Annotated in this window: 29 protein-coding genes and 1 pseudogene; 13 read left to right on the top strand and 17 right to left on the bottom strand. The window is 72.2% G+C overall.

The features are described from left to right. Positions 1-53 precede the first annotated feature (53 nt). Positions 54-1,238: a S1C family serine protease gene (locus AB4880_RS18025; RefSeq protein ID WP_367920611.1), complete on the top strand. Its 1,185-nt coding sequence runs from the start codon at positions 54-56 to the stop codon at positions 1,236-1,238. A 24-nt stretch (positions 1,239-1,262) separates the two neighbouring features. Here AB4880_RS18025 and AB4880_RS18020 read toward each other — a convergent pair whose 3' ends face one another. The 4 genes from AB4880_RS18020 to AB4880_RS18005 form a co-directional block, all read right to left on the bottom strand. Next, on the bottom strand, positions 1,263-1,445 hold the full coding sequence (locus tag AB4880_RS18020) for a DUF5302 domain-containing protein (protein ID WP_367920610.1): 183 nt from the start codon (positions 1,443-1,445) through the stop codon (positions 1,263-1,265). Positions 1,446-1,514: 69 nt separating this feature from the next. Next, the gene (locus AB4880_RS18015) at positions 1,515-2,543 is read right to left on the bottom strand and encodes a GNAT family N-acetyltransferase (protein WP_367920609.1); all 1,029 of its coding nucleotides are present in this window, start codon (positions 2,541-2,543) and stop codon (positions 1,515-1,517) included. Then, positions 2,540-4,240, bottom strand: a complete 1,701-nt coding sequence (locus AB4880_RS18010) for an ABC-F family ATP-binding cassette domain-containing protein (protein ID WP_367920608.1) — start codon at positions 4,238-4,240, stop codon at positions 2,540-2,542. The genes AB4880_RS18015 and AB4880_RS18010 overlap by 4 nt, the downstream gene beginning before the upstream one ends. A 51-nt stretch (positions 4,241-4,291) precedes the next feature. Next, a complete protein-coding gene (locus AB4880_RS18005) occupies positions 4,292-4,942 on the bottom strand; it encodes a hypothetical protein (RefSeq protein ID WP_367920607.1) in 651 nt (216 codons plus the stop codon). Positions 4,943-4,959: 17 nt separating this feature from the next. Between AB4880_RS18005 and AB4880_RS18000 the strand changes: the two genes are divergently transcribed. Further along, positions 4,960-5,634, top strand: a complete 675-nt coding sequence (locus AB4880_RS18000; protein ID WP_367920606.1) for a maleylpyruvate isomerase family mycothiol-dependent enzyme — start codon at positions 4,960-4,962, stop codon at positions 5,632-5,634. Between the two features lie 13 nt (positions 5,635-5,647). On the opposite strand, the pseudogene AB4880_RS17995 reads toward AB4880_RS18000, so the two are convergent. The 5 genes and pseudogenes from AB4880_RS17995 to AB4880_RS17975 all read right to left on the bottom strand — a co-directional run. After that, positions 5,648-5,845, bottom strand: a pseudogene (locus tag AB4880_RS17995) (integrase core domain-containing protein); the annotation flags it as partial. Positions 5,846-5,883: 38 nt separating this feature from the next. Further along, on the bottom strand, positions 5,884-6,558 hold the full coding sequence (locus AB4880_RS17990) for an SIMPL domain-containing protein (protein WP_367920605.1): 675 nt from the start codon (positions 6,556-6,558) through the stop codon (positions 5,884-5,886). Between the two features lie 22 nt (positions 6,559-6,580). Further along, positions 6,581-7,180 (bottom strand): class I SAM-dependent methyltransferase, encoded by a 600-nt coding sequence (locus tag AB4880_RS17985; protein ID WP_367920604.1) that lies wholly within the window; start codon positions 7,178-7,180, stop codon positions 6,581-6,583. Then, the gene (gene truA, locus AB4880_RS17980) at positions 7,177-8,028 is read right to left on the bottom strand and encodes a tRNA pseudouridine(38-40) synthase TruA (RefSeq protein WP_367920603.1); all 852 of its coding nucleotides are present in this window, start codon (positions 8,026-8,028) and stop codon (positions 7,177-7,179) included. The genes AB4880_RS17985 and truA overlap by 4 nt, the downstream gene beginning before the upstream one ends. Before the next feature lie 9 nt (positions 8,029-8,037). Beyond that, positions 8,038-8,970 (bottom strand): PfkB family carbohydrate kinase, encoded by a 933-nt coding sequence (locus tag AB4880_RS17975; protein WP_367920602.1) that lies wholly within the window; start codon positions 8,968-8,970, stop codon positions 8,038-8,040. 22 nt (positions 8,971-8,992) lie between these two features. On the opposite strand from AB4880_RS17975, the gene xseA reads away from it, so the two are divergent. After that, positions 8,993-10,228 carry an exodeoxyribonuclease VII large subunit gene (xseA, locus tag AB4880_RS17970; RefSeq protein ID WP_367920601.1) on the top strand — a complete coding sequence of 412 codons (1,236 nt, stop codon included), beginning with the start codon at positions 8,993-8,995 and terminating at the stop codon, positions 10,226-10,228. Further along, positions 10,221-10,454, top strand: a complete 234-nt coding sequence (locus tag AB4880_RS17965; protein WP_367920600.1) for an exodeoxyribonuclease VII small subunit — start codon at positions 10,221-10,223, stop codon at positions 10,452-10,454. Before xseA ends, AB4880_RS17965 begins: the two co-directional genes overlap by 8 nt. Here the strand turns inward: AB4880_RS17965 and AB4880_RS17960 are convergent, their stop codons facing one another. Continuing rightward, the gene (locus AB4880_RS17960; protein WP_367920599.1) at positions 10,455-11,051 is read right to left on the bottom strand and encodes a DUF4245 family protein; all 597 of its coding nucleotides are present in this window, start codon (positions 11,049-11,051) and stop codon (positions 10,455-10,457) included. A 112-nt stretch (positions 11,052-11,163) separates the two neighbouring features. Here AB4880_RS17960 and AB4880_RS17955 point away from each other — a divergent pair, with 112 nt between their 5' ends. Genes AB4880_RS17955 through glpX form a run of 5 tightly spaced genes read left to right on the top strand, consistent with a single transcriptional unit; the run spans position 11,164 to position 15,232 of the window. Then, on the top strand, positions 11,164-11,577 hold the full coding sequence (locus tag AB4880_RS17955; protein ID WP_367920598.1) for a TOBE domain-containing protein: 414 nt from the start codon (positions 11,164-11,166) through the stop codon (positions 11,575-11,577). Next, complete coding sequence (modA, locus tag AB4880_RS17950; protein WP_367920597.1) at positions 11,577-12,359, top strand: molybdate ABC transporter substrate-binding protein; 783 nt, start codon at positions 11,577-11,579, stop codon at positions 12,357-12,359. The genes AB4880_RS17955 and modA overlap by 1 nt, the downstream gene beginning before the upstream one ends. Continuing rightward, entirely contained in the window at positions 12,356-13,141 is a 786-nt protein-coding gene (locus AB4880_RS17945) for an ABC transporter permease (RefSeq protein WP_367920596.1), read from the top strand. Before modA ends, AB4880_RS17945 begins: the two co-directional genes overlap by 4 nt. Continuing rightward, on the top strand, positions 13,138-14,193 hold the full coding sequence (locus tag AB4880_RS17940; RefSeq protein ID WP_367920595.1) for a sulfate/molybdate ABC transporter ATP-binding protein: 1,056 nt from the start codon (positions 13,138-13,140) through the stop codon (positions 14,191-14,193). The genes AB4880_RS17945 and AB4880_RS17940 overlap by 4 nt, the downstream gene beginning before the upstream one ends. A gap of 25 nt (positions 14,194-14,218) precedes the next feature. Beyond that, the gene (gene glpX, locus AB4880_RS17935) at positions 14,219-15,232 is read left to right on the top strand and encodes a class II fructose-bisphosphatase (RefSeq protein WP_367920594.1); all 1,014 of its coding nucleotides are present in this window, start codon (positions 14,219-14,221) and stop codon (positions 15,230-15,232) included. 15 nt (positions 15,233-15,247) lie between these two features. On the opposite strand, the gene AB4880_RS17930 is transcribed toward glpX, so the two are convergent. Continuing rightward, on the bottom strand, positions 15,248-15,871 hold the full coding sequence (locus AB4880_RS17930; RefSeq protein WP_367920593.1) for a TetR/AcrR family transcriptional regulator: 624 nt from the start codon (positions 15,869-15,871) through the stop codon (positions 15,248-15,250). A 109-nt stretch (positions 15,872-15,980) separates the two neighbouring features. Between AB4880_RS17930 and AB4880_RS17925 the strand changes: the two genes are divergently transcribed. Continuing rightward, positions 15,981-16,712: a DUF981 family protein gene (locus tag AB4880_RS17925; protein ID WP_367920592.1), complete on the top strand. Its 732-nt coding sequence runs from the start codon at positions 15,981-15,983 to the stop codon at positions 16,710-16,712. Positions 16,713-16,759: 47 nt separating this feature from the next. On the opposite strand, the gene AB4880_RS17920 is transcribed toward AB4880_RS17925, so the two are convergent. Then, the gene (locus AB4880_RS17920) at positions 16,760-17,590 is read right to left on the bottom strand and encodes an esterase/lipase family protein (RefSeq protein ID WP_367920591.1); all 831 of its coding nucleotides are present in this window, start codon (positions 17,588-17,590) and stop codon (positions 16,760-16,762) included. Between the two features lie 58 nt (positions 17,591-17,648). Here AB4880_RS17920 and AB4880_RS17915 point away from each other — a divergent pair, with 58 nt between their 5' ends. Next, the gene (locus AB4880_RS17915; protein WP_367920590.1) at positions 17,649-18,554 is read left to right on the top strand and encodes an alpha/beta fold hydrolase; all 906 of its coding nucleotides are present in this window, start codon (positions 17,649-17,651) and stop codon (positions 18,552-18,554) included. Positions 18,555-18,568: 14 nt separating this feature from the next. Here the strand turns inward: AB4880_RS17915 and AB4880_RS17910 are convergent, their stop codons facing one another. Genes AB4880_RS17910 through AB4880_RS17895 form a run of 4 tightly spaced genes read right to left on the bottom strand, consistent with a single transcriptional unit; the run spans position 18,569 to position 22,825 of the window. After that, on the bottom strand, positions 18,569-19,777 hold the full coding sequence (locus AB4880_RS17910) for an ABC transporter ATP-binding protein (protein WP_367920589.1): 1,209 nt from the start codon (positions 19,775-19,777) through the stop codon (positions 18,569-18,571). Between the two features lie 8 nt (positions 19,778-19,785). Continuing rightward, complete coding sequence (locus AB4880_RS17905) at positions 19,786-20,619, bottom strand: carbohydrate ABC transporter permease (RefSeq protein ID WP_367920588.1); 834 nt, start codon at positions 20,617-20,619, stop codon at positions 19,786-19,788. A gap of 2 nt (positions 20,620-20,621) precedes the next feature. Next, positions 20,622-21,560: a carbohydrate ABC transporter permease gene (locus tag AB4880_RS17900; RefSeq protein ID WP_367920587.1), complete on the bottom strand. Its 939-nt coding sequence runs from the start codon at positions 21,558-21,560 to the stop codon at positions 20,622-20,624. Beyond that, positions 21,557-22,825, bottom strand: coding sequence for an extracellular solute-binding protein (locus AB4880_RS17895; protein WP_367920586.1), 1,269 nt, complete (start codon positions 22,823-22,825; stop codon positions 21,557-21,559). Before AB4880_RS17895 ends, AB4880_RS17900 begins: the two co-directional genes overlap by 4 nt. A gap of 188 nt (positions 22,826-23,013) precedes the next feature. On the opposite strand from AB4880_RS17895, the gene AB4880_RS17890 reads away from it, so the two are divergent. Continuing rightward, positions 23,014-24,204: a DUF4032 domain-containing protein gene (locus AB4880_RS17890; RefSeq protein WP_367920585.1), complete on the top strand. Its 1,191-nt coding sequence runs from the start codon at positions 23,014-23,016 to the stop codon at positions 24,202-24,204. A 19-nt stretch (positions 24,205-24,223) separates the two neighbouring features. Here the strand turns inward: AB4880_RS17890 and AB4880_RS17885 are convergent, their stop codons facing one another. Further along, positions 24,224-25,228, bottom strand: coding sequence for an asparaginase (locus AB4880_RS17885; RefSeq protein WP_367920584.1), 1,005 nt, complete (start codon positions 25,226-25,228; stop codon positions 24,224-24,226). A 50-nt stretch (positions 25,229-25,278) separates the two neighbouring features. On the opposite strand from AB4880_RS17885, the gene AB4880_RS17880 reads away from it, so the two are divergent. Next, entirely contained in the window at positions 25,279-25,962 is a 684-nt protein-coding gene (locus AB4880_RS17880; protein WP_367920583.1) for a YdeI/OmpD-associated family protein, read from the top strand. The last annotated feature ends 131 nt before the right edge of the window (positions 25,963-26,093 follow it).

The following is a 26,093-nucleotide window of genomic DNA, read 5'->3' as shown; positions in this document are numbered from 1 at the left end:
ACTCCTCAACCCGTCCTCAGCGGGCTCACAGGGACGCTCCCCACGATGGAGTCATGACCCAGCTGCCGCCGCCTCCTCCCTATCCGCCGACCGCCTTCGCGACGCCGCCGTCCCCACCTCGGCGTCCGAAGCGCAGCGGGTTCGCGGTGGCGGTGCTGACCGGCGCGCTGCTGGTCGGCGGCGGGGCGGGGATCGGGGGTGCTGCGCTGTTCAACGCGTCCCACGACGGGTCGACCAGCGCGAGCACCGCCCCGCTCCCGGTGGTCGACAACGGCAAGCAGGCGCCGGCGACCGGCAGTGTCGAGGCGGTCGCGGCCGACGTCCTGCCGTCGGTGGTGGCGCTGCAGGTGAGCGGCGGCAACGCCGCCGGCAGCGGGTCGGGCGTCATCCTCGACAACTCGGGGCTGATCCTCACCAACGACCACGTGGTGACGCTGGGCGGCCAGATCCCGTCCGACCAGGCCCAGGTCACGGTGTCGTTCAACGACGGCCGCAAGGTGGTCGCGAAGGTCGTCGGCACCGACCCGCTCACCGACACCGCCCTGGTCCGGGTCAGCGGCGTCAAGAACCTCAAGCCGATCACGATCGGCAAGTCGAGCAACCTCGCGGTCGGCGAGCAGGTGGTGGCGATCGGGTCGCCCTTCGGCCTCAACGCCACGGTCACCAGCGGCATCGTCAGCGCGCTCGACCGCCCGGTCGAGGTGGCGCGCGACCAGAACGGCAATGCCACGGCCTACCCGGCGATCCAGACCGACGCGGCCATCAACCCCGGCAACAGCGGCGGCCCGCTGGTCAACATGGACGGTCAGCTGGTCGGCATCAACGCCTCGATCCGCTCGACCGGGTCGCAGAACGGCTCCGAGGCGGGCTCGATCGGCCTCGGCTTCGCGATCCCGATCGACGAGGTGCTGCCGATCATCGACCAGCTCCGCGCGGGCGACACCCCGACCCACGCCAAGCTCGGCATCACGGTGCAGGACGCCGCCGGCCAGGCCGGCTCGAGCGACCCGACCGTGACCGGGGCCAAGATCGCGGGCATCGAGAACGGGTCCGCGGCCGCCGACGCCGGGCTCAAGCAGGGCGACGACATCGTCCGGATCGACGACCACCCGATCGACGACTCCGAGGGCCTGATCGCGACGGTCCGCTCCTACCGGCCCGGCGACCAGGTGAAGGTGACCTACCTCCGCAACGGCCAGCAGGGCACGGCCCAGCTCAAGCTCGGCTCCGACCGCTGACCACCGGGTGGCGGTGGCTTCGACTCAGGAGCCGCCGCCGCCGGCCTTGCGCCGGTGCATCTTCGGAGCGCCGCCGACCACCTCGGAGCCGTGCGCCTTCTCCTTGCCCGGCCCCTCCTCGTGGACGCCCTTCTCCTTGTTGTTCTTCCGGTCGAGAGCCTCGCGCATCTTGGCCTTGAGGTCATCGTTCGCGCCGCTGGCAGCCATGGGCCGTTCCTTCCTCGCGGTGGGGGTGACCCCTCCACCGTGTCATCCCGCGGGGCCGGAGCCAAGGGGTTATCCGGCGTGGCGCTGCAGCTCCGCCGACCGGGCACGCGGCACGAAGCCCATCAGCTCGTTGATCCCGACCATCGGCGCGTTGACCTCGGCGTTCCAGGTGACCAGACGCCGGCCCGCGACATCGGCGCCCTGCTGGAGATCGCGCAGGTTGGCGACCTTGAGCGCGGTGCCCAGCCGGTGGCCACGGTGGTCGCGGCGGACCAGCGTGCCCCACTGGAAGACCACGTCGGGCTCGTACGACGGCACCACGAGCTCGGTGTACGCCACCACGTCGCCGGAGTCGTCGCGCGCGACCGCGTGCCACGACGTCCGCCCCTGCCGCGCCTGCACCTGCTCGGAGGCGCGGAAGGCGGCCACGTCGACGGCCTCCTCCTCGCGCTCGGACTCCCCCGTGGGCGCCTCGGTCGGCAGCGTGCTCCACACCGCCAGCCAGCTCTCGACGATCTCGTCGGGGACCGGCCCCTGCCACGCCTCGATCCGGTACGACGCGTGGTGCGGCGCCGCGTCGGCCGCCAGGCGCGCCAGCAGCTCGTCGTCGACCGGCAGCTCGAGCTCGCGCTGCACCTCGCCGATGCCGAACCGGTAGCCGCGTGCCTCGGCGAAGCCGATGCCGGGCGTGCCGGCGCCGTCGGGCGGGCCGTCGTGGTGCCACTGGGCGCGGGCGTCGAACCGGCTCCGGCCGGCCGCGGCGGCGAGCTGCTCGACGTGGTCGAGCATCCGGGCGCCGTGGCCGCGGCGGCGGTGGTCGGGCTGGACGTGGACGTCGACCTGGGCGCCGTCGAGGTTGTCGAGCAGCCGGACGGCGAGCCAGCCTGCGACGACCGGCTCGCCGTCGACCAGCCCGAGGTGGAAGCTGTCGCGGCGCAGGCCGTCGTCCTGGCTGACGACGACGGCGAGCTCCTCCGCCGTCCAGGGCGTGGCGTGGCGGCCGAGCTCGTGACGCAGCGAGTCGGCCGTCACCGCGACCCAGGCGCGCAGGCCGGCGTCGTCGCCGGGTGCGAGGTCGACGATCTCGAGGGTGCTCATCGGGCGCGGTCCACCCTGCCCTCGTCCCAGACCGGCCCGTCGGACTCGTAGACGGTGCCGTCGGATCCGAACACGCAGAACCGGTCGAAGCCGCGCGCGAACCAGCGGTCGTGGGTGACCGCGACGACCGTCCCGTCGAACGCCTCGAGACCCTCCTCGAGCGCCTCGGCGGACTGCACGTCGAGGTTGTCGGTGGGCTCGTCGAGCAGCAGCAGGGTCGCGCCGGACAGCTCGAGCAGCAGGATCTGGAAGCGCGCCTGCTGCCCGCCCGAGAGCGACTCGAACGGCTGCTCGGCGCTGGCCGCCAGCTCGTAGCGGTCGAGGACCCGGCTCGCCTGCTCGCGCGCCATCCCCTGCCGGCCGTGCGGCGTGCCGTCGCCGCGGTGGAGGATCTCCAGCAGCGTCCGGCCCATCAGCTCGGGATGCTCGTGGGTCTGCACGAACCAGCCCGGCCGCACCCGCGCGCCGAGCCGGGCCCGGCCGGTGTGGGCGACGGGCGCGATCGGCACCTCGCCGACCGGCCGGTGCTCGACGTCCGGGTCGGAGCCGCCGGCCGCGAGCAGGCGCAGGAAGTGGGACTTGCCCGAGCCGTTGGAGCCGAGGACGGCGAGCCGGTCGCCGTACCAGACCTCGAGGTCGAAGGGCTTCATCAGCCCGGTGAGCTCGAGGTCCTCACAGACGATGGCGCGCTTGCCGGTGCGGGCGCCGGAGAGCCGCATGGTGACCTGCTGCTCGCGCGGCTGGTCGGTCGGCGGGCCCGCCTCCTCGAACTTGCGGAGGCGGGTCTGTGCCGCGCGGTACTGCGACGACATGCCGTCGTTGTACTCCGCCTTGATCTTCAGCCGCAGCACCAGCGCCTTGATCTTCGCGTGCTCCTCGTCCCAGCGCCGGCGCAGCTCGGCGAAGCGGGCGAAGCGGTCCTTGCGCGCCTCGTGGTATGACGCGAACCCGCCCGGGTGCGTCCAGGTGCTGTTCCCTCCACCGCCGGCGCCGAGCTCGACGGTCACCACGTGGGTGGCTGCATTGGCGAGCAGCTCGCGGTCGTGGCTGATGAAGAGGATCGTCTTGTCCGAGGCGGCGATCCGCTGCTCCAACCAGACCTTGCCGGGGACGTCGAGGAAGTTGTCCGGCTCGTCGAGCAGGAGCACCTCCTCGGGCCCGGCGAGCAGGTACTCGAGCACCAGCCGCTTCTGCTCGCCACCCGACAGCGTGCGCAGCTCGCGGTACTTGGCGCGGTCGTAGGGCACCGCGAGCGCCTTGACCGTGCAGACGTCCCAGACCACCTCGACGTCGTAGCCACCGGCGTCGGCGTACTCGGCGAGCGCGTGGGCGTAGGCGAGCTGGGTCGCCTCGTCGTCGGTGTCCATCAGCGCCAGCTCGCAGCGCTCGACCTCCGCGGCCGCCGTACGGACCCGCTCGGGCGCGAGCCCCAGCAGCAGGTCGGCGACCGTCGGCTCCTCGCCGAGCCCGCGATCGACCATCTGGCGCATCACGCCGAGCCCACCGGACCGGGTGACCGCGCCCGCGTGGGGCTGCAGGTCGCCGGTGATGATCCGGAAGAGGGTCGTCTTGCCCGCGCCGTTGGCGCCGACCAGCGCGACCTTCGCCCCCTCGCCGACCCGGAACGACACGTCGTCGAGCAGCACCCGCCCGTCGGGCAGCTCGAACCGGACGCCGGCGACCTCTACATGACCCACGAGGGGTGATTGTCCGTGGTTCGGGGGCCGATCGCGACCGACTTTCCCTGATCAGCAGGTGAGGAAGCTCAGGTCGGGGTCGTCGCGGTCGTCGGGGAGGAAGCGTGACTCGACGCGGTCCTGCACCCGGTCGAGGAGGCGGCGCTCACCGGCGACGAGTGTGGAGTTCACGTCGATGTCGGAGATGACGTACCACCGGCGGTCGTGCGGCCACCACTGATAGGGACGCAGCACCGGGTCGCCCTCGACGATCGGGGCGGAGTCGCGCTCGATCTCGGACACGACGGTGTCGAGGCTGCCGCGGTGGAGGAGGCACTCCCGTGGCCCACGATAGGTCGGGAATGCGCTGAACCGCTCGTAGAGTCCCCACGCGATGCACGCCCCGATCCAGATCGTGGGGTCGTCGTCCCCCGCGTCGCGCAGGGCCTCGACGAGCGCCGTCGCCTGAGGGAGGTCGAGCCAGGGGTTCGGGTCGTGGACGCCGCGTCCCGGGACGTCGTCGATCGAGGTGTCCCACCGCAGCGGGGCGTCGCCGAGCAGCTCCTGCCACGACACCGGCTCGCCCTCCCGCCAGAACGGATGGTGGATCCGCAGGGTCGCCTCGAACCCGGCCGGCACCAGGCGCCGGAGCCCCGGCCGCGACGCGGCCGCGGACGACCGTTCCAGCCAGTCGGCGGCCGCCACGTCGTGCTCCGCTGTCATGCTGCGAGTATCTCCTCATGGAGTGGATCGACCTGCTGGAGCGGACCACCGGCCGGTTCGCCGACGTCCTCGCGACCGGCGACCTGGCCGCCGACGTGCCGACCTGCCCCGGCTGGACGCTCGCCGACCTCGGCGAGCACACCCGCTGGGTGCACCGCTGGGCGACGCACGCAATCACCGAGGGCAACCCGAAGGGCGACTCGCCCGCGGTCGGCGCCGAGCGCGACGCCCTCCTCACGGGCTACCGCTCGGCCGCGGCCGACCTGGTGGCGACGCTGCGCCGTACGGCGCCGGACGAGGCGGCCTGGACCTTCGGGCCGGAGCCGGTCGCCGGGTTCTGGCGGCGCCGGCAGACCCACGAGGTCACCATGCACCTGTACGACGCGCTCGCCTCCCAGCAGCGGACCGCCGACTGGCAGGTCTCCCCCGAGCTGGCCTGGGACGGCGTCGAGGAGGTCGCGACCCTCTTCTACCCGCGCCAGGTCCGCATGGACCGCAGCTCGCCGCTCGCATCGCCCGTGCGACTTCGCGCGACCGACACGCAGCAGTCGCTGACGCTGGAGGCCGACGCCGCCGGCGAGGCGGTCGAGCTGGCGGCGCCCGCGGCCGAGCTGCTGCTCATGCTGTGGGGCCGGCTGCCCGTCATCGGTCCGGCGGCCGAGGTCCTGGCGAAGGCCAAGGTCACGCCCTAGGTGTATCCGGCCATCAGGCTGGTAGCCGTCGGCTGATCGGCGGTGGTCCTCCGAGTGCGCTGTGGCGGCGTCAGTGTTGTCGTGCTCGAGCCAGGGTGCGAGAGCGGCGGTGCGCTGGTCGTTGCAGGTGAGGACCTGGCGACAAGCCCACTCGGTGGCGCGGGTGCGGTTGACTCTTCTCCACCTTCCCGTTCTGCCAGGGGCAGTGGGGACACCCCGGGGCGCGTCATGTCGTCGAGAGGGCTGACGTCACTCGACGACGAACCGCGCGTCGACCTCCGCCGACACCTCGATGTCCTCGGGCGCGAGCTCGAGCTCGGCCCCGCCGGAGGAGTCCTTGGCCGCCGCCATCCGCAGGTAGGACGCGCTGCCGCCGCCGACCGGTCCGATCCCGCTGCCCAGCATCCCCGCGTCGGCGATGGTGACCGCGTGGACGGTGCCGAGGCCGAGGGCGTCGGCGTACTCCTGGGCGCGGCGGGAGGCGTCCTGGACCGCGCGAGTGCGGACGGTGCGCTCGAGCTGGGTGCGGTTGATCTCGGTGAGCGCCCAGGCGACGCCGTCGAGGCGGAAGCCCTCGGTGGTGGCGACGTGCTGGCTGACCCAGCTGGCGAGCACGGCGAAGTCGCTGAACTTCACCTCCACGCCGACGCTCGCGTGATGGACGAGCGGCAGCTGCTTGCCGTCCTGGTTCCACGGGCGGTTGGCCCAGGTGCGGACCTGCTGGGTCGACCACCAGGTGACCGGTCCGGCGTCGGGACGGTGGAGAGCCTCGACCGACGACCGTACGGCGTCGAGGTCACGCACCACCCGGTCGTAGACGGGCTGCATCTTCGGGCCCTCGAAGGCGAGGGTGACCTGCGCGGTGGCCCGCTCGGGGCGCTGGAACGCGACGTGCGCGCCGCGCACGATGAACTCGGTCGCCATTGCCCCAGCCTAGGCGGGCAGGTCACACACGCCGGGTCTCGAGGACCCGGAACCCCTTCGCGCTCGCCAGCCGCTCGGTCGGGAAGCCCTGCTCCCCCAGCCACCGTTGCAGCGAGTCGGCGCCGAGGTTCTTGCCGACGACCATCACCGCACGGCCGCCCGGCGCCAGCCGCGGCAGCCAGGTCAGCAGCAGCTCGTGCAGCGCGTCCTTGCCGATCCGGATCGGCGGGTTGGACCAGATCTCGTCGTACGTCGCGTCGGGCGGGACCTGCTCGGGCGTCGACGCCGTGAACCGGTCGGAGACCCCAACGGATGCGGCGTTCTCGTTGGCGAGCAGGACGGCGCGCTGGTTGACGTCGACCGCCGTGACGACCGCGGACGGCGCCGCGACCGCGCACGCCAGCCCGATCACGCCGTACCCGCAGCCGAGGTCGAGGATCCGGCCGCCGGTGGGCGGCTCGGTCTCGCGGAACAGGACCGACGTCCCGATGTCGACGCGCCCCTGCGCGAAGACGCCGGATCCGCTGACCAGGTCGAGCGTGTGCCCCCACACGTCGGCGCGGACGGCCGCGCGCTGGAAGGCGACCGACGGGTCGGCGGAGAAGTAGTGCTCGTCGCTCATCCGTCCACCTCCGAGGCGATCCGCCGTGCCGACGCCTGCGCGACCCGGTCGGCGAGGTCGGCGTCGTCGGGATAGGCGACCTCCTCGAGCGTCAGCCCGTGCGCCGGTACGACGACCACGTTCTGGTCGCGCTGCCGTCCGGTGAGGATCTCCCGCGCCCAGGCGGGATCCCGGCGTCCTTCGCCGACCGCGATCATGCAGCCCACCAGCGCCCGCACCATCGAGTGGCAGAAGGCGTCGGCCTGGACGTGCCCGACGACGAGCCCCTCGTCGGTCCGGGTCCACCCGAACTCGAGCAGGGTCCGGATCGTCGTCGCCCCCTCGCGGTGCTTGCAGAAGGCGGCGAAGTCGTGGAGCCCGACCAGCGAGCGCGCGGCCTCGTCCATCGCGCCGACGTCGAGCGCCCGCGGCCAGAAGAGCACGTGGTTGCGGATGAGCGGGTCGACGCGGGCGGGGTCGTCGACGATCCGGTAGGCGTAGCGCCGCCACAGTGCGGCGAAGCGCGCGTCGAAGCCCTCCGGCGCCGGCACGATCCCGCGGACCCGCACGTCCTTGGCGAGGACGCCGTTGAGCCGCCGCGCGAGGACGTCGAGCTGGGTGATCTGGCGGGCCGCGGTCGGCGAGCCGGACTCCTCGTCCTCCGGTACGTCGACGTGCACCACCTGCCCGCGCGCATGGACGCCGGAGTCGGTCCGGCCCGCGCACGTCACCCGCAGCGAGCCCTCCGGCAGCCGCAGCACGGTCGTCAGCGCGCTGGTCAGCTCCGCCTGGACGGTCCGCAGGCCCGGCTGCGCCGCCCAGCCGCGGAAGTCGCCGCCGTCGTAGGAGAGGTCGATCCGCAGGCGCACCCGAGAACTCTAGGGCGTGACGGCGTCGAGGTCGGCACGGGTGGGCGGGTCGGCACCGAGCCGCCCGACGGTGACCGCGGCCGCCCGGCCGGCGTAGGTCAGCGCGGCGGTCCAGTCGTCGCACCCGAGCCCCGCCAGCCGCTCCCGGCCGCCCGTACCGAGCAGGGGCCAGAGATGGTCGACGAGCGCGGCCGCGAAGGTGTCGCCGGCGCCGATCGTGTCGACCATGTCGACGACGGGTGCGTGGACGCCGCCCGTCGACCAGTCGACACCCGCGCACGCGTGCCAGGACGCGCCCTCGCCGCCGTGCGTGACGACGACAGCGACCGGTCCGCCGTGCAGCGCGAGCAGTGCGGACGCCGCCTCGCCCACCGTCCGGTCGGGCCACAGGGCGAGGAGGTCCTCGTCGGAGGCCTTGACCAGGTCGGCCAGCGCGGCCATCCGCAGGACTCCGGACTCCACGTCGGGACCGGTGCCGGTGATCGCGGGCCGCAGGTTCACGTCATAGCTGATGGTCGTGCCGGACAATCGCAGCCGCTCGACCAGCGTCAGCACGTCGTGAGCACCCGGCGCCAGCAGCGGCGCCTGGGAGGTCACGTGGGCCACCCGCGCGGTCGCGTCGGGCCCGAGCGCGGGCAGGCGCCACCCCATCGCGAAGGTGTACGACGCCGCGCCGTCTGCACCGATCACCGCCTCGGCGCGCGACGTCGCTTCCAGCAGATACGGCGACCCGGCCAGTGCGACGCCCGCGCCCGCGAGGTGGGCGTCGATCAGCGCACCGGCCGCGTCGTCGCCGTACGAGGTGGCCAGCGAGACCGGCCGACCCAGCCGGGCCAGCGCGACGGCCGCGTTGACCGCCGACCCACCGGGTCGCTCGACCGGCGCCGTCGCCTCGGCATGGACGACGTCGAGCACCGCCTCCCCGATCACCAGCGCATCCATCACGACACTCTAATGTCGTGCCGTGACCCTGGAGACCTCTCTCGAGAAGCCGGCCCCGGTCCGGGCGATCGCGAACGCGATCTCCGGCTGGATCGACCGGCTCGGGGCGGTCTGGGTCGAGGGCCAGGTCACCCAGATCAGCCGGCGGCCCGGGCTGTCGACGGTCTTCATCACCCTGCGCGACTCGGTGGCCGACATCTCGGTGCCGGTGACCTGCTCGCGGGTGATGTTCGACAGCCTCCCCACGCCCGTCACCGAGGGCGCCAGCGTCGTCATCCACGCCCGGCCCTCCTACTACGCCAACCGGGGCACGCTCTCCCTCCAGGCCCGCGACATCCGGATGGTCGGCCTCGGCGAGCTGCTCGCCCGGCTCGAGCGGCGACGCCAGCTGCTCGCCGCGGAGGGGCTGTTCGCGCAGGAGCGCAAGCGCCGGCTGCCCGTCGTACCGACGCGCGTCGGGCTGGTCACGGCCCCCAACTCCGCGGCCGAGCGCGACATCGTCGAGAACGCCACCCGCCGCTGGCCCGCCGTCGCCTTCACCACCGCCTACGCGTCGATGCAGGGCAGCCGCTCGGCGGCCGAGGTCATCGAGGCCGTACGCCGCCTCGACGCCGACCCCGCCGTCGACGTGATCGTCGTGGCCCGCGGCGGCGGCTCGGTCGAGGACCTGCTGCCCTTCTCCGACGAGGGCCTGATCCGCGTCGTGTCCGCGGCCCGGACGCCGGTCGTCTCCGCGATCGGCCACGAGCCCGACTCCCCGCTGCTCGACCTGGTCGCCGACGTCCGCGCCTCCACGCCGACCGACGCGGCCAAGCTGATCGTCCCCGACATGGCGCAGGAGCGGGCGATGATCGGTCGCGCCCGCGACGTCCTGCGCCGCGCCGCGACGGCGCGCCTCGACCGTGAGCAGGCGCAGCTCGACGCGATCCGCTCGCGTCCCGCCCTCGCCCACCCCGGGACGCTGCTCGACGCCCGCCTCGACGAGCTCGACGACTGGCGCGCGCGGATCCGCCGTCAGCTCGAGTGGCAGCTCGACCGCGCCGCCGACGACCTCGACCATCGCCGCGCGCGGGTCCGCGCGCTCTCGCCGCTCGCCACGCTGCGCCGCGGCTACGCCGTCCTGCAGGACGACGCGGGCCACGTCGTCACCTCCGTCCACGACGTCGCCGCCGGCGCACCGCTGTCGGTGCGCGTCGCCGACGGCCGGATCCACGTCACCGCCACCACGACCGAGCCGATCGAGGAGACCCATGACTGACGACACCACCGAGCTGTCCTACGAGGACGCCCGCGCCGAGCTGGTCGAGGTCGTGCGTCAGCTCGAGGCCGGCGGCACGACGCTCGAGGAGTCGCTCGCGCTCTGGGAGCGCGGCGAGGCGCTGGCCACCATCTGCCAGGGCTGGATCGACGGCGCGCGCGCCCGGCTCGACGCCGTCCTGGAGGCCGGTGACGACGACGCCGACACCGAGGACGACGAGAGTTAGCTACTTGCTGGTGCTCTTGACGATCGGCGTCGTGACCAGCGCGTCGACGATGGTCTGCAGCTCCTTGGCCGACGCCGAGCCGTAGACCAGCACGGTCGCGTCGCCCACCGTCGCGACGTAGGCCTTGTCGCGCCCGTCGGTGTAGCCCTTCCACTCGCGTGCCAGCGGCTGCGCGACCGTCGCGGGCACCGTGTAGCCGGCGATCGGCGTGGTGTCGGGGTCGACCCAGCGGCTGAGCAGCGCGCCGGGCGAGGCCTTCTCCTGGCGGACGCCGACGTAGCGGGAATGGTCGGTGAGCAGCCGCACCATGAAGCCCGGCTCGTCCGGCGACGGGATGTCGATGCCGGTCGCGATCCAGCCCTTGGGCAGCGGCATCGGGTAGACCGGCTCGAGCCCCGCCTGCTGCGCGTCGGCGATGGTGCCGGCGTAGTTGATGGCGTCGGGCTTCACGACCAGGTCGTTGCGGAAGAAGCCCATGAAGACGAGCAGTCCGCCCAGCGCGACGACGGTGACGACCATCGAGGCGATGAGGCCGTTGAAGGACCGGTTGTAGCGGCCCGGCTTCTCGGTGGGCTGGGGTGCCTGCTGCGTGCTCATCTCGTGCCCAGTCTCCCAGCCGACCACAACGCGGTCGCACTCGGGAGCACCTGCTATCTCAAAAGCGTCCAGAAAATGTGCATTTCAGACGCAGATGCGTCAGTCTGACGCCATGGCCGACTATCGCGTCTCCGAGGCCGCCGAGCTCCTCGGCGTCAGCACCGACACCGTGCGGCGCTGGATCGACGCCGGCCGGGTGCCCAGCAGCACCGCCGACGGCCGCACCGTCATCCCCGGTGCCGACCTGGCTGCGCTGGCGGCGTCCCTCGTCGACGAGGCCGACCGCGACCGCACCCGCTCCGGCGAGGTCAGCGCCCGCAACCGGATGACCGGCATCGTCACGCGCGTCATCGCCGACACGGTGATGGCACAGGTCGAGATGGTCTGTGGCCCCTATCGCGTGGTCTCGCTGATGAGCGCCGAGGCGGCAGCCGAGCTGGGGCTCGAGCCGGGCGTGCGCGCCATCGCCTCGGTCAAGTCCACCACCGTCGTCGTCGAGCGACCCGTCCCGAGGAAGCACTCCTGATGAAGAAGACCTGGCTCCGGCTCGGCGCGACCAGCGCCGCCGTCCTGCTCGCCCTCCCCCTGGCCGCGTGCGGTGACGACAGCACGAGCAACAAGGACGGCGGCAAGCAGACCCTCACCGTCTTCGCCGCCGCGTCGCTGACCAAGACCTTCGAGGAGCTCGAGAAGGACTACGAGGCCGCGCACTCCGACGTCGACGTCAAGCTCTCCTTCGGCGGCTCCTCCGACCTGGTCTCCCAGATCAGCGAGGGCGCCCGGGCCGATGTCTTCGCCTCCGCCGACACCGCCAACATGGACAAGCTCGTCTCGGCCGGTCTCGCCGACGGCACGCCGCGGGAGTTCGCGACCAACACGCTGATGATCGCGGTCCCGCCGGGCAACCCGGCCGGCATCAAGAGCTTCGCCGACCTCACCCGCAAGGGCCTCAACCTGGTCCTCTGCCAGCCCGAGGTCCCCTGCGGCAGCGCAGCCACGAAGGTCGCCGACGCCGCCCACGTCACGCTCACGCCGGTCAGCGAGGAGCAGTCGGTGACCGACGTCCTCGCCAAGGTCGAGTCCGGCGAGGCCGACGCGGGCCTCGTCTACGTCACCGACGTGACCGCGGCCGGCGACAAGGTGCAGGGCATCGAGTTCCCCGAGACCGCCGGCGTGGTCAACCACTACCCGATCGTCGCGATCAAGGACTCCGCGCACGCCAAGCTCGCCCAGGAGTGGATCGACCTGGTCCTCGGCGACGGCCAGAGCGTGCTGAAGAACGCCGGCTTCGGACCGCCCGCCTCGTGAGTCGCACCCGACACGTCGGCCTGCCGCGCTGGCTGTTCGTGCCCGCGCTGCTGGCCGGTGTGTTCGTAGTGCTGCCGGTCGCGGCGATGACGACGCGCATCGCCTGGAGCGACTTCCCGTCGCTCGTCACGTCCGACGCGGCGCGCTCGGCGCTCTGGCTCAGCCTCCGTACGTCGAGCGCGAGCACCCTCCTCTGCCTCGTCCTCGGCATCCCGCTCGCCACCGTGCTCGCCCGCAGCGAGGCCCGCTGGCTCGGCGTCCTCCGCTCGCTCGTACTGCTCCCGCTCGTGCTGCCGCCGGTCGTCGGCGGCATCGCGCTGCTCTCCGCCTTCGGCCGCCAGGGCCTGCTCGGCCACGACCTCGAGCTGCTCGGCATCCGGATCGCGTTCACGACCACGGCCGTCGTCCTCGCCCAGACCTTCGTGTCGCTGCCCTTCCTCGTCGTCAGCCTCGAAGGGGCGCTGCGCACCGCCGGCGAGAGGTACGACGTCGTGGCCGCCTCGCTCGGCGCCCGTCCCACCACCGTCCTGCGCCGGGTCACCCTCCCGCTCGTGCTGCCCGGCCTCGCGTCGGGCGCGGTGCTCGCCTTCGCCCGCTCCCTCGGCGAGTTCGGCGCGACCATCACCTTCGCCGGGAGCCTGGAGGGCACCACCCGGACGCTGCCGCTGCTCATCTACAACCTCCGGGTCACCGATGCCGACGCCGCGGTCGCGATGTCGCTGCTGCTCGTCGTCGTCGCCGTCCTGGTGATCGGCCTGGTCCGCCCCCGAGGCGCACTGTGAGCGCGCTCGTCGAGCTGCGCGTCGCCGACCGCGACGTCGACGTCGCCTTCGAGATCGGCGACGGCGAGACCGTCGCACTGCTCGGCCCCAACGGCGCCGGGAAGTCGACCACGCTCGCCGCACTCGGCGGACTCCTGCGCCCCGACACCGGCCGGATCCTCCTCGACGGCGAGGTGCTGACGAGCGCCGGGCTCGCCGGCCCCGACCGCTGGGTCCCGCCGCACGCCCGTCGTACGGCGCTGCTCGCGCAGGACCCGCTCCTCTTCCCCCACCTGTCGGTGCTCGAGAACGTCGCCTTCGGCCCGCGCAGCACCGGCGCCGGACGGCGCGACGCCCACCGCACCGCCGAGCACTGGCTGAGCGAGGTCGACGCCGCCGACCTCGCCGGGCGCAGGCCGAGCGAGCTCTCCGGCGGGCAGGCACAGCGCGTCGCCGTCGCCCGCGCCCTCGCCGCCGACCCGCGCCTGCTGCTGCTCGACGAGCCGATGGCGGCGCTCGACATCGCGGTCGCGCCGGCCCTGCGCACCCTGCTGCGGCGCGTCCTGGCCGACCGCAGCGCGGTCATCGTCACCCATCACGTGCTCGACGCACTGCTGCTCGCCGACCGCGTCGTCGTCCTCGAGGACGGGCGGGTCGCCGAGCAGGGCCCGACCAGCGAGGTCCTCGCCCGGCCCCGCAGCGGGTTCGCGGCGCGCTTCGCCGGCCTCAACCTGGTCGCCGGCACCGCCACCCCCGACGGCGTACGACGCGACGACGGGCTGGTCCTGCACGGCACGGCCGGCGACCCCCACCCGGTGCCGGACGCCGACGCGGTCGCGGTCTTCCGCCCGTCCGCGGTCGCCGTCCACCGCGAGCCGCCCGGCGGCAGTCCCCGCAACGCGCTGCGGGTGACGGTGACCGAGCTGGAGCCGCTCGGCGACGTGATCCGGGTGCGGGCCGGCGAGCTGGCGGCCGACGTCACCGTCGCCTCGGTGACCGAGCTCGGACTGGCCCCCGGCGTGCCCGTGACCTTCGTCGTGAAGGCCACGGAAGTCGACGTGTACGCCCGCTAGCGCTGCGCCCGATAAGGTTCGCCCTATGAACGAAGCCCTCATCGTGGAGCCGCCCGCCCCCGACCGCAACCTCGCCCTCGAGCTGGTGCGCGTCACCGAGGCGGCCGCGATGGCAGCCGGCCGCTGGGTCGGCAGGGGCGACAAGAACGGCGCCGACGGCGTGGCCGTGCAGGCGATGCGCGTGATGATCTCGACGGTCAGCATGAACGGCACCGTCGTCATCGGCGAGGGCGAGAAGGACAACGCCCCGATGCTCTACAACGGCGAGTCCGTCGGCGACGGCACCGGCCCCGAGTGCGACGTCGCGGTCGACCCGATCGACGGCACCACGCTCACCGCGAAGGGCATGGCCAATGCGGTCGCCGTCCTCGCGGTCGCGCCGCGCGGCACGATGTACGACCCGTCGGCCGTCTTCTACATGGAGAAGCTGGTCACCGGCCCCGAGGCCGCCGACGTCGTCGACATCCGCTACCCGGTCGCCGAGAACATCCATCAGGTCGCCAAGGCCAAGGGCTCGAACCCGTCCGACGTGACCGTCGTCCTGCTCGACCGGCCGCGCCACGCGCAGCTGGTCGACGAGATCCGCGCCACCGGCGCCCGGATCAAGTTCATCACCGACGGCGACGTCGCCGGCGCGATCATGGCCGCCCGCTCCGACACCGGCATCGACCTGCTCATGGGCATCGGCGGCACGCCCGAGGGCATCATCGCCGCGTGCGCGATGAAGGCGCTCGGCGGCACCATCCAGGGCCGGCTCTGGCCGACCGACGACGAGGAGCGCCAGCGTGCCCTCGACGCCGGCCACAACCTCGACGCCGACCACATCCTCACCACCGACACGCTGGTCACCGGCGACGACTGCTTCTTCGTCGCCACCGGCATCACCGACGGCGAGCTGGTGCGCGGCGTCCGCTACCGCGGCGGCGGCGCGGTCACCCAGTCGCTCGTCATGCGCTCGCGCAGCGGCACCATCCGCACCATCACCTCGGAGCACCAGCTGTCCAAGCTGCGCGGCTTCTCCTCGATCGACTTCGACTGAGGATCGGGCCGGCGCTCAGCCGGCCGGCGACGCGGCGTCGCGCACCAGCTCCAGCAGGCGCGCGACGACCGTGACGGCGTCGGCCACCGGGTCCTCGTCACCCGTCGCGGCGCCGTAGAGCAGCGCCGCATCGAGCATGCGGACGACCAGCTCGAAGTCCGGGCTCGCCGCCACCTCGTCCCACCCACAGCGCTCGAGCGTCTCCCGCAGCGCGTCGAGCAGGGCCGGCCGCGACGCCGCCATGATCGGCCGCAGCTCCGGGTCGGACGTCGCCTCCAGCATCGGCTGCAGCCGCCGGGTGACGACCGCCTGGTCGAGCGCGGGCGCATAGAGGACGTCGAGCAGCAGCTGCGCCGTCCGCTGCGCCGACCGCCGACGGCGCGGCAGTGCCTGCGCATGCTCGGCCGCGGCCGACCCGCGAACCCGCTCGGCGGCCGCGACGGCGGCGGCGTACAGCTCCTGCCGGGTCGCGAAGTAGTAGCCCGCCGACCCGGTCGGCACGCCCGCGGCCGCGGCGACCCGGCGGTGGGTGACGGCGTCCGGACCCTCGTCGATCAGCAGCCGGGCGGCGGCCTCGACCATCGCGTCGCGGCGCTGCGCGCTGCGCGCTGCGGCCTTGGGTCGGGGTGCGGTCACCACCCGGCCACCCTACGGGGAGCGACGGACCGGGAATACCTATACGCCCGTATAGGTTGAGAGGGGCGAGGGTCGAGATCCGGCCCCAACGTCCATCCCAGAGGTGCACACCGTGAACACCCTCGTGGCCCAGGAGGGCCTGAAGATCGACTGGGCGAACATGCCCACCTACAACACGATCATGGCCGTCGCCGTCGGCGCCGGACTGATCTCCCTCGTCCTGCTCGGACGCGAGCTGCTCCGCGCCCCCGAGGACGTCGAGCCGGCCGGCTGGGCGCTCTCGTTCGGCGTCCTCGGCACCATCCTCACGACGACCGGTCTGCACATGACGCTGACCTGGCCGCTGGCCGCGGGTGGCTTCCCGTTCGACAACATCATCTTCGGCGAGACCAGCCTCGGCTTCGGCGTCCTGCTGCTCGCCGCGGCGCTCTATCTCTGGAAGCGCGGCGCCACCGCGCTCGCCGCGAGCAAGCCGCTCCAGAGCCTCGCCCGGGTCGCGCAGCCGATCACCGTCTTCGTCGGCGGACTCGGCCTCAGCCTGGTCGCGATCGCCGTCGCCGGCATCAAGTACCAGCTGTTCGCCGCCCCGCCCCAGGAGCCCATCTCCGGCGCCTTCGCCGACCACCCCATGGTCGAGGCGACCTTCATGTCGCTGCTCATCGCCGTCGTCGGCCTCGGCGCCCTCGCGTTCGCCGTCCTGGTCAACCGGGTCCGCAGCACCGGCACCGCCGGCGTCTGGGCTCGGATCACCGGCTGGCTGTGGGCCGTGTCCGGGGTGCTCTTCCTGCTCTTCGGCGCGATGAACTTCTTCACCCACATCGGGCTCATCGTCAACACCATGTGAGCCACCCGCACCGGATCCGCCGTCGTACCGGACGTTCGGGTCGTCCATCAGGCCGAATGACGACCGATATGTCCGGTACGACGCGCATCCGGCCGCACCAGAGCCCCCGCGACGACGTCCATCACCCGCGGATCGACCGCCATCCCGACGTGCGAGGCCCGCACCTCGACCGGCTCGCCCTGCGGGTCGATGCACGCCCGCCAGTCGACGATCCCGTCGCGGCGCGAGTAGACGTTGGTCATCGTCACGTCGGCGCGCAGCGGCTCCTGCACCTCGGTGAAGCTGAGGTGGGCGCACTCCCCCGCGACGCAGTCCTCGGTCATCAGGCCGGGGACGCCGGCGTCGGAGAGCCGGTTGAGCAGGCGTACGCCGCGCGTCAGCAGCGCGTGGTGGGCGGCCGGCGCCCGCATCGGGCTGCCCATGGTCACGATCCCCGCGATCAGGTCGGGACGGCGGGCCGCCAGCCCGCGCGCGAGCATGCCGCCCAGACTGTGCCCGACCAGCAGCACCCGCGCGTCGCGGCGCTCGGCGAGCCGCTCGATGCGGGCCTCGAGTGTCAGCGCCGCCTCGAGCGTGCAGCCGACGTTGGCGTGGATGCGCGAGCGGTAGGTGTGGAAGCCGCGCCTCCGCAGGTCGGCGGCCAGCGCGGTGAGCGTCCAGTCGCCGGCGAGGAAGCCGGGGATGAGCAGCACGGGCTCGGCTATCCGCACCGCGCCCCGCCCGGCATAGGGCGTACGGCGGCGGTCGATGCGCGACGCGCCCCGGCGGGCGGCGTAGCGGCCCGCCTCGGTCACCAGACTGCCCTCGCGCAGCAGCGCGGCCAGCGCCGGTCGGCCGTAGCCGTCCGGCAGCAGCCAGGGCGCCATCGTGTTGCTCACGTCACAGAACGTACCCAGTTGAAAGAGCAACTATGCGCAATTGGGCACACTGGGTGTCATGTCGGCGGAGATGACCGTCTCGGACGAGCTGCTCGCTCCGGTGAGCCCCGAGATCGAGCTGTGCTACCAGACCTTCGGCGATCCCGAGGCCGAGCCGCTGTTGCTCGTCATGGGTCTCGGCGGCCCGATGACGTGGTGGGACGCCGAGCTGTGCGCCCAACTGGCCACGGCCGGCTTCTACGTCATCCGCTACGACAACCGCGACGTCGGCCGCTCCACCCGCTTCCCCGGGCGCGTACGACGAGCCGACCTGGTCCGCGCCTTCGTCGGCGCGCCCGCGCGGGCGCCGTACTCGATCGCCGACCTGGCCGGCGACGCCTTCGGTCTGCTCGACCACCTCGGCCTCGACTCCGCGCACGTCGCCGGGATCTCGATGGGCGGCATGATCGCCCAGACCATGGCGCTCCAGGCGCCCGAGCGGGTCCGCAGCCTGGCCAGCATCATGTCGACGACCGGACGGCGCAGCGTCGGCCGCCAGCACCCGACGCTGATCCCCACGCTGATCGCCGGACGCGGCCCCGACCGCGAGGCCTACATCAAGGGCGCGCTGCTGGTCTGGCGGCTGATCGGCTCCCCCCGCTTCCCCGCCGACGAGGACAGGCTCCGCCAACGCGCCGGCGACACCTTCGACCGCGGCGTCTCCCGGGCCGGCGTGATGCGCCAGATGATGGCCGTCCTCACCCAGCCCGACCGCACCCGCGCCCTCGCCGGCGTCACCGCGCCGACGCTCGTCATGCACGGCCTGGCCGACAAGATGGTGGGTGTATCGGGCGGGCGCGCGACCGCGGCCGCCGTTCCGGGGGCGCGGGTGACGTTCATCGAGGGCTGGGGGCACGACCTGCCGCCTGCCCTGTTCCCGACGTTCACCACCGCGATCCGCCGCAACGCCGACCGCGCTCGCTAGTCGCGACCGGCAGCTCAGGTGGCCGCCGCGGCCGCCTCCATCCCGGGGATCCGGCCGGCCCGGTCGCGGTCGACGGTGAGGTTCTCGCCGCTGGCCGGGTCGAACAGGTGGATCCGGCTGCCGTCGACCCAGATCTCGGCGTCCTCACCCTCGGTGATCCGGCTGGCGCCGTCGAGGGACACCACCAGCTGGGTACGCAGGGTCTCGCCGTCGAGGTCCTTCTCGAGCTGCTGGAGCTGCTGCTTGACCTCGTCGGGCGACTCGAACGGGATGTACGCGTAGGTCTCGTTGCCGAGCCACTCGACGACGTCGACCTTCGCCCGGAAGGTCGATCCGCTGCGTCCCTCGGCGGCCGCGAGCGAGGCGTCCTCGAAGTGCTCGGGTCGGATGCCCGCGATGAGCAGGCCCCGGCCGGCCGCGCGCTGCGCCCGATCGCGCGGGATCTCCACCTTCCCGAACGGCAGCTCGACCGTCGTCCCCTCGACCGTCGCCGGCAGGAAGTTCATCGGCGGCGAGCCGATGAAGCCCGCGACGAACAGGTTGCCGGGGTTCTCGTAGAGCTCACGCGGCGTCGCGAGCTGCTGCAGCACCCCGCGCTTGAGAACGGCGACCCGGTCGCCCAGCGTCATCGCCTCGGTCTGGTCGTGGGTGACGTAGACCGTGGTGATGCCGAGCCGCTTCTGCAAGCGCGCGATCTCGGTGCGCATCTGCCCGCGGAGCTTGGCGTCGAGGTTCGACAGCGGCTCGTCGAAGAGGAAGGCGTCGGCCTGGCGGACGATCGCGCGCCCCATCGCCACCCGCTGGCGCTGGCCACCGGACAGGTTGCCGGGCTTGCGCTCGAGGTGCTCGTTGAGCTCGAGGGTGTCGGCGGCGTCGCGGACCAGCTTGTCGACCTCGGTGTCGGGCATCTTCGCCAGCCGCAGCGGGAACGCGATGTTCTCGTAGACCGTCAGGTGCGGGTAGAGCGCGTAGTTCTGGAACACCATGGCCAGGTTGCGCTCCCGCGGCGCAAGGTCGTTGACCCGGCGCTCGCCGATCGTCATGTCGCCGGAGGTGATGTCCTCCAGGCCGACGATCATCCGCAGCAGCGTGGACTTCCCGCAGCCGGACGGCCCGACGAGGATCATGAACTCCCCGTCGGCCACGTCGATCGACACGTCGTTGACGGCGGGGAACCCGTCACCGTACTTCTTGACGATATTGCTCATCGTGATGGCGGCCATGGGAGCTCCTATCCCTTCACCGCGCCGGACGTCAGGCCGGCGACGATCTTGCGTTGGAAAATCAGGACGATGACGATGATCGGGATCGTCGCGATGACGGCGCCCGCGGCCAACAGCGAGGCCGGTCGGTTGAACGGGTCGGAGCCGACGAAGAACGACAGGGACGCCGGGATCGGGCGGGCCCGTTCGGTCGACGTCAGCGAGATGCCGAAGACGAAGTCGTTCCAGGCGAAGAAGAAGGTCAGGATCGCGGCCGTGAACACGCCCGGGGCGGCCAAGGGCACGATCACCTTGCGGAACGCCTGCCACGACGTCGCGCCGTCGACCTGCGCCGCCTGCTCCATCTCCCACGGGATCTCCCGGAAGAAGGCCGACAGCGTCCAGATCGCCAGGGGCAGGGTGAACGACATGTACGGGATGATCAGGCCCGGCCAGGTGTCGTACAGCCCGGTCGCGCGCCACAGGTCGAACAGCGGGCCGATCAGCGACACCACCGGGAACATCGCGATCGCCAGCGCGATCGAGAGCACCACCTTCTTGCCGCGGAACTCGAGCCGGGCGATGGCGTATGCCGCCAGCGTGGCCACCATGACCGACAGCAGGGTCGCGATCAGGCTGATGCCGATCGAGTTGAAGATCGCGCGCCGGAACTGCTCGTTCTCCCAGACCGTCTTGTAGTTGTCCCATCCGGCGCCGCCGCCGCTCTTGGGCAGGAAGCCGGGGCTGCCGGTGGTGACCGCCGCCTCGGACTTGAAGGACAGCGAGATGATCCACGCGACGGGCAGCAGGCACCAGACCAGGATCAGGAGACAGCCGACGATGATGCCGATGCGGTTCTTCATGGTCACTCCTGCCGTGCCTGCGCCAGGTCGACGCCGAAGAGCTTGACGATGATGAAGGCGACGAGGAGCACCGAGAGGAACAGCAGCACCGACAGCGCCGAGCCCATGCCGAGCTGGAACTGCTCGATGGTCTGGCGGTAGGTCAGGAAGCTGATCGACTCGGTCTTCACCGCTCCTGCGGTCATCACGAAGATGTTGTCGAAGATCCGGTAGGCGTCGAGCGCGCGGAACAGGACGGCGACCATGATGGCCGCCCGCATGTTCGGCAGGATCACCTTGTACATGCGCTGCCACCAGGTGGCACCGTCGACCTTGGCGGCCTCGATCATGTCCTCGCTGACCTGGGCCAGGCCGGCGAGCAGGAGCAGCGACATGAACGGCGTCGTCTTCCAGATCTCCGAGACCATGATCGCCACGACCGCGGAGCCGGTCTGCCCGAACCAGTTGTAGTCGTTCGGCACGAACGGCAGCCAGCTGTCCACGAAGCCGTTCTGGAACGAGAAGGCGAACTGCCAGGCGAAGCCCGAGACCACGGTGATGATGCCGTAGGGCACCAGGATCGAGGTGCGGACGATGCCGCGGGCGAAGATCACCCGGTGCATCACCAGCGCGAAGGCGAAGCCGATCACCAGCTCGATCGCGACGGTCACCACCATGTAGAGCACGGTGACGCCGGTGGTCTGCCAGAACAGCGGGTCGGTGAGTGCGGTGACGTAGTTACGGACGCCGATGAACGCCTTGTCGTTCGGGGCGGTCAGCGCGTAGTCGAAGGTCGACAGGTAGAGCGCGCGCAGCATCGGGAAGGCCGTCACGATGAGCATCAGGACGACGGCCGGCGCAACCAGCCGCTGCCCGAGCCGGGTCTCGGCCCGCGCCCGGTCGCTGACGACCGGCCGGCCGCGCTCGGCGCGGCGGTTGGTCGGTGCGGTGACGGTGGTCATAGCAGCCTCTTCCCTTCCAGCACGTCCTTGAGGTACGTCGCGGAGTCGCCGGGAGTGCTGTTCGGATCGACCGACGTCGGCGAGTGCCACCTGGCCTGGATCGCGCCCGAGATCATCGCGTAGAAGGCGCTCTTGGGCCGGGGCCCGCCCTCGTCGACGCTGGTGCGGAACAGCTCGATCAGGTCCTTCGGGTACTGGCCGCTCGCCGCGACCTTGTCGTACGCCGCATTGGTCGACGGCATCAGGCCGTCCTTGAGCGCCAGGTCGACCTGGATCTGCTCGGAGGTGATGCACTGCGCCGCGGCCATCGCGTAGGCGGAGTGCTCGGTGTAGGCGCCGACGCCGATGTCGATGCCGCCGACCGGAGGCTTGGACGGCGTACCGGCGACCGTCTCCGGGTAGCGCGCCCAGCCGAGATCGGCCAACTGGTCTTTGGAGACCGTGGGCTCGTAGTTCTTGTAGACGAACGTCCAGTTCACCATGAACTCACCCGGCCCCTGGGCGGGGAACATCTGCCCGAGGCTGGTGCCCTCGTTGGAGACGGTGAGGTCGGGCTGCGCGGCCTTGGAGTCGGCGAGCTTCTTGATGATCCGCGCCGCGTCCTTGCCCGCCTGGGAGTCGATGTCGACCTTCGCGTCGCGACCCGCCTCGGTGTTGGAGACGATGTCACCGCCCGCGCTCTGGACCATCGCGTTGATCCACACGACGTAGGCCTCGTACTTGTTGGCCTGGACGCCGACCGTGCCGCCCTGCTTGGCCGCCGCGTCGATGACCTGGTCCCAGGTGACCGGCTTGGTCATGTCGAGGCCCGCGGCCTGCGCGAGCGAGCGGCGGAACCAGAGCACCTGGGTGTTGGCCCAGAGCGGGATCGCGTAGACGCCGTTGTTCCACGTCACCGTGGCGGCCGCGCCGGACAGGTAGTCACCCTGGCCGTTGGCGCTGGTCTCGATCGTGTCGGCGAGCGAGCCGGTGACCTTCTTCAGCCAGCCGGCGTTGGCGAACTCGGCGACGAACACCGGGTCGAGGTTCATCAGGTCGGTCGAGGAGTCCTTCGCCGCCAGCCGTCGCGCCAACTGGGTGCGCTGGTCGGTCGCGGAGGTCGGGAGCTGCTGCACGGCGATGTCGTACTTGTCGGTGCTGCACTTCTTCGCGTACGTCATGAAGGTGTCGACACCGTCAGGGTTGACGTACCAGTTCAGCACCGGCTTCCCGGAGCTGCCACAGGCCGAGAGACTGCCCGCGGCCAGTGCCGCGACAGCCGTCAAGGCCGCTCGTCTTCTGCGTCGGGACCTTCTCTCCGGCGCGCCGCGTCGCAGCGTCATCGACCAGATCACCCCCTCCGAGTGTGGTGCCCGTCACACCAGTCCTAGCCCAGGTTCGCGTCGTTGTCCACGCCCCCTGTGCCTTTCAGTGCCCGTGACGGGGCATCTCAGACGGGGCTAGGTTTCTGCACATGGCGCTGCACGTCGTCGCCGCCCGGACCGACCCCGCCCTCTTCCGGCTGCCGTGGTCGCGGCCGCTCGCGGACTGGGAGGACTGGTACGTCGTACCGCTGCCACTGGGGCTGTCGCGGCACGTGGTGCGCGTGGTTCAGGTGAACCGTCAGTTCCTCGCGGTGAAGGAGACGCCGGAGCCGATCGCCCTGCGCGAGTACCACCTGCTGCGCGACCTCCAGCGGCTCGACCAGCCCGCCGTCGTACCGCGGGGCGTGGTGACCGGACGGGTCACCGACGACGGATCACCCCTGCCCGCGGCACTTCTGACCGAGCACCTGCACTACTCGCTCCCCTACCGCACCCTCTTCCAGCACGGGCTGCGCGCGGAGGAGGTCCCCGCGCTCGTCGACGCGCTCGTCGTGCTGCTCGTCCGGCTGCACCTCGCCGGCTTCTTCTGGGGTGACGTGTCGCTGTCGAACGCCCTCTTCCGCCGCAGTGCAGGCGGATTCTCCGCCTTCCTCGTCGACGCGGAGACCGGCGAGCTGCGCCCGAGCCTGTCGGACGCGATGCGCGAGCACGACGTCAACGTCGGCGTCGAGAACATCTTCGCCGAGCTGATGGACCTCCAGGCCAGCGGCGACACGGACATCGAGGTCGACGGCCAGGAGGTCGTCGCCCAGCTCGCCGACCACTACCACGCACTCTGGGACGAGCTCACCTCCGCCGAGGAGTTCGGCGAGGACGAGTGGCATCGCGTCGAGCAGCGGATCGCCCGCCTCAACGACCTCGGCTTCGACGTCGACGAGCTCGACGTCCGCACCGAGTCGGACCGGGTCCGGATCCAGCCCAAGGTCGTCGAGGCCGGCCACCACCGCCGCGAGCTGCGCGACCTCACCGGGCTCTCCGTCGAGGACAGCCAGGCGCGCAAGCTGCTCAACGACCTGGCCGCCTTCACCGCCCACTTCGGGTACGGCGACGAGGAACGCACCTCCGTCGCCCAGCGCTGGCTGACCACGATCTACACGCCGATCGTCGCGCTCCTGCCCGCCGAGGCGCGCAGCCGGATCGCCCCCGCGGAGTTCTTCCACGAGGTGATGGAGCACCGTTGGGCGCTCTCCGACGCCGCCGGGCACGAGGTCGACATCTTCGACGCGGCCCGGGACTACGTCGCCTCGGTGCTGCCCGGCCGGCCGCCGGACTCGCTCTGAGCGGCCCGCGCGCCGGTCGTCAGGGAGTGCCGCGCGCGGCGAACTCCGCCCGCAGCCGCGCCGCGTCGGCCGGACCGGTCGCGAGCAGCGCCCACAGCAGCAGCCGCGCCTTCACCGGCGACAGCCAGCCTGCACCGATCGCGCCGCGCGCCAGCAGGTCGATCTCCGAGCCCGGGTAGCCGTACATCGCCCGCCCGGTGGGCCCCGAACCCGTCCGCGACGCGAAGACCACCGGCAGCTCGGAGCTCTTGCGCCCCACCGCCTCCGCCATCGCCGCGGACACGTGGCCCGCCCCGAAGCCTGCGATCACCACGCCCTGGATGCCCGCCGGGCTCAGCGCGTCGAGGACGTGGCCGTCGTCACCCAGGTACGTCGCCAGCAGCGGCACCCGCGGGTCGGCGCCTTCGTCCTGCGGCGGAGGAAGCGGCGCGGGACGGCCGGCCGTGACGCCGTACACGATCTCGGCCTCGACGCACCGCCCGATCGGCCCGAACACCGGCGACCGGAAGGCGCTCGTCGACATCGAGTCGGTCTTCGCCACCCAGCGCGCCTGGTGGATCTCGTCGTCGAACGCCACCAGCACCCCGCGCCCGCGCGACGCCGGCGCCAGCGCGCACCGGACCGCCGTCAGCAGGTTCGCCGGACCGTCCGCGCCCGCCGCCTGCGGCGACCGCATCGCGCCGGTCACCACCAGCGGCTCCGGGCGGTCCCAGAACAGGTCGAGCAAGTACGCCGACTCCTCCAGCGTGTCGGTCCCCTGGGTCAGCACCACGCCGACCGCGCCCGCGTCGACCGCCGCCTGTGCCCACCTGAGCGCGCGCATCACCGTCGGCTCATCGAGAGAGGGGCTCGGCAGCTGCGCCAGCGTCTCGGCGCGGACCTCTGCCAGCTCCTCCAACCCGGGCACCGCGGCGGCCAGCCGCTCGGCGCTCAGGGTCGGCACGATCTCGCTGCCGTCGTGGGCATTCGAGGTGGACGCGATCGTGCCGCCGAGGGCGCCGATCGCCACGGTGGGGATGCTCATGGGACCAGCATTCCGCACCCGCTGTCGGTCGGCGGTGGCAGGCTGGCGCCATGACGAGAGCGCAGCCTGCCGAGCCCGGCCGGATGGGCGGCACCCCCGAGCGCCCCGCCCGCTTCTTCACCGATGCCGCCGAGTTCGGCGCCTGGCTCGCGCTGCACCACGACACCGAGACCGAGCTCTGGATGGGCCTGTACAAGAAGCACGTCCCCGAGCCCGAGCGCGGACTCACCTGGGATGACGCCGTCCCCGAGGCTTTGTGCTGGGGCTGGATCGACTCCACGGCCCAGCGCATCGACGAGGACGCCGTTCGCCAGCGCTGGACCCCGCGCAAGCCCACCAGCAACTGGAGCAAGGTCAACCTCGAGCTCGTCGAGCGGCTCCGCGCCGAGGGTCGGATGCAGCCGGCCGGACTCGCCATCTGGGAGGCCCGCCGCCGCGACCCCGCGCCATACACGCACGAGGTCGACGGCGAGCTCACCCTCCCGCCGCCGTACGCCGCCCAACTCGCCGCTTCCTCCGCCGCCACCGCCTTCTGGGAGGCGGCCACCCCGACCTACCGCCGGATCTGCGTCAACTGGGTCCTCACCGCCAAACAGGAGGCCACGCGCGATCGCCGCATGGCGCAGCTGGTCGCTGACTCGGCTGCGGGGTTGATGATTCCCAGTCAGCGGTACGGCGACGTGCCGAAATGGGTGGAGCGCGCGGCCGCTCTCGCCGCGGCGGCTTCTGCGTGAGCTGTGGGCTCGCGCGGTGCGGGGCTTTTTTACTGAGAGCATGATGGCGCGCCGCGGTGGTTGAACTAGGTGGGTGCGCTGGTTGCGTGTCTCATGTTCGGAGGGGGTGGGTGCCTCGGTGGTCGACCTGC

Origin of the sequence: Nocardioides ginsengisoli (assembly GCF_039537225.1) — a bacterium.
GTDB classification, from domain to species: domain Bacteria; phylum Actinomycetota; class Actinomycetes; order Propionibacteriales; family Nocardioidaceae; genus Nocardioides; species Nocardioides ginsengisoli.
Note: the sequence above shows the minus strand (reverse complement) of the source record. Positions and strands in the feature narration are given on the sequence as shown.

Coding starts and splice junctions, on each gene's coding strand:
- AB4880_RS17900 (WP_367920587.1), bottom strand. CDS start 21,560: ATGACCACCGTCACCGCACCGACCAACCGCCGCGCCGAGCGCGGCCGG.
- AB4880_RS18015 (WP_367920609.1), bottom strand. CDS start 2,543: ATGAGCACCCTCGAGATCGTCGACCTCGCACCCGGCGACGACGCCGGC.
- AB4880_RS17955 (WP_367920598.1), top strand. CDS start 11,164: ATGGCCGACTATCGCGTCTCCGAGGCCGCCGAGCTCCTCGGCGTCAGC.
- AB4880_RS17960 (WP_367920599.1), bottom strand. CDS start 11,051: ATGAGCACGCAGCAGGCACCCCAGCCCACCGAGAAGCCGGGCCGCTAC.
- AB4880_RS17985 (WP_367920604.1), bottom strand. CDS start 7,180: ATGAGCGACGAGCACTACTTCTCCGCCGACCCGTCGGTCGCCTTCCAG.
- AB4880_RS17905 (WP_367920588.1), bottom strand. CDS start 20,619: ATGAAGAACCGCATCGGCATCATCGTCGGCTGTCTCCTGATCCTGGTC.
- AB4880_RS18025 (WP_367920611.1), top strand. CDS start 54: ATGACCCAGCTGCCGCCGCCTCCTCCCTATCCGCCGACCGCCTTCGCG.
- modA (WP_367920597.1), top strand. CDS start 11,577: ATGAAGAAGACCTGGCTCCGGCTCGGCGCGACCAGCGCCGCCGTCCTG.
- AB4880_RS17990 (WP_367920605.1), bottom strand. CDS start 6,558: ATGGCGACCGAGTTCATCGTGCGCGGCGCGCACGTCGCGTTCCAGCGC.
- AB4880_RS18005 (WP_367920607.1), bottom strand. CDS start 4,942: ATGACAGCGGAGCACGACGTGGCGGCCGCCGACTGGCTGGAACGGTCG.
- AB4880_RS18000 (WP_367920606.1), top strand. CDS start 4,960: ATGGAGTGGATCGACCTGCTGGAGCGGACCACCGGCCGGTTCGCCGAC.
- AB4880_RS17915 (WP_367920590.1), top strand. CDS start 17,649: ATGTCGGCGGAGATGACCGTCTCGGACGAGCTGCTCGCTCCGGTGAGC.
- AB4880_RS18020 (WP_367920610.1), bottom strand. CDS start 1,445: ATGGCTGCCAGCGGCGCGAACGATGACCTCAAGGCCAAGATGCGCGAG.
- glpX (WP_367920594.1), top strand. CDS start 14,219: ATGAACGAAGCCCTCATCGTGGAGCCGCCCGCCCCCGACCGCAACCTC.
- AB4880_RS17880 (WP_367920583.1), top strand. CDS start 25,279: ATGACGAGAGCGCAGCCTGCCGAGCCCGGCCGGATGGGCGGCACCCCC.
- AB4880_RS17885 (WP_367920584.1), bottom strand. CDS start 25,228: ATGAGCATCCCCACCGTGGCGATCGGCGCCCTCGGCGGCACGATCGCG.
- AB4880_RS17965 (WP_367920600.1), top strand. CDS start 10,221: ATGACTGACGACACCACCGAGCTGTCCTACGAGGACGCCCGCGCCGAG.
- AB4880_RS17890 (WP_367920585.1), top strand. CDS start 23,014: ATGGCGCTGCACGTCGTCGCCGCCCGGACCGACCCCGCCCTCTTCCGG.
- AB4880_RS17910 (WP_367920589.1), bottom strand. CDS start 19,777: ATGGCCGCCATCACGATGAGCAATATCGTCAAGAAGTACGGTGACGGG.
- AB4880_RS17975 (WP_367920602.1), bottom strand. CDS start 8,970: ATGGATGCGCTGGTGATCGGGGAGGCGGTGCTCGACGTCGTCCATGCC.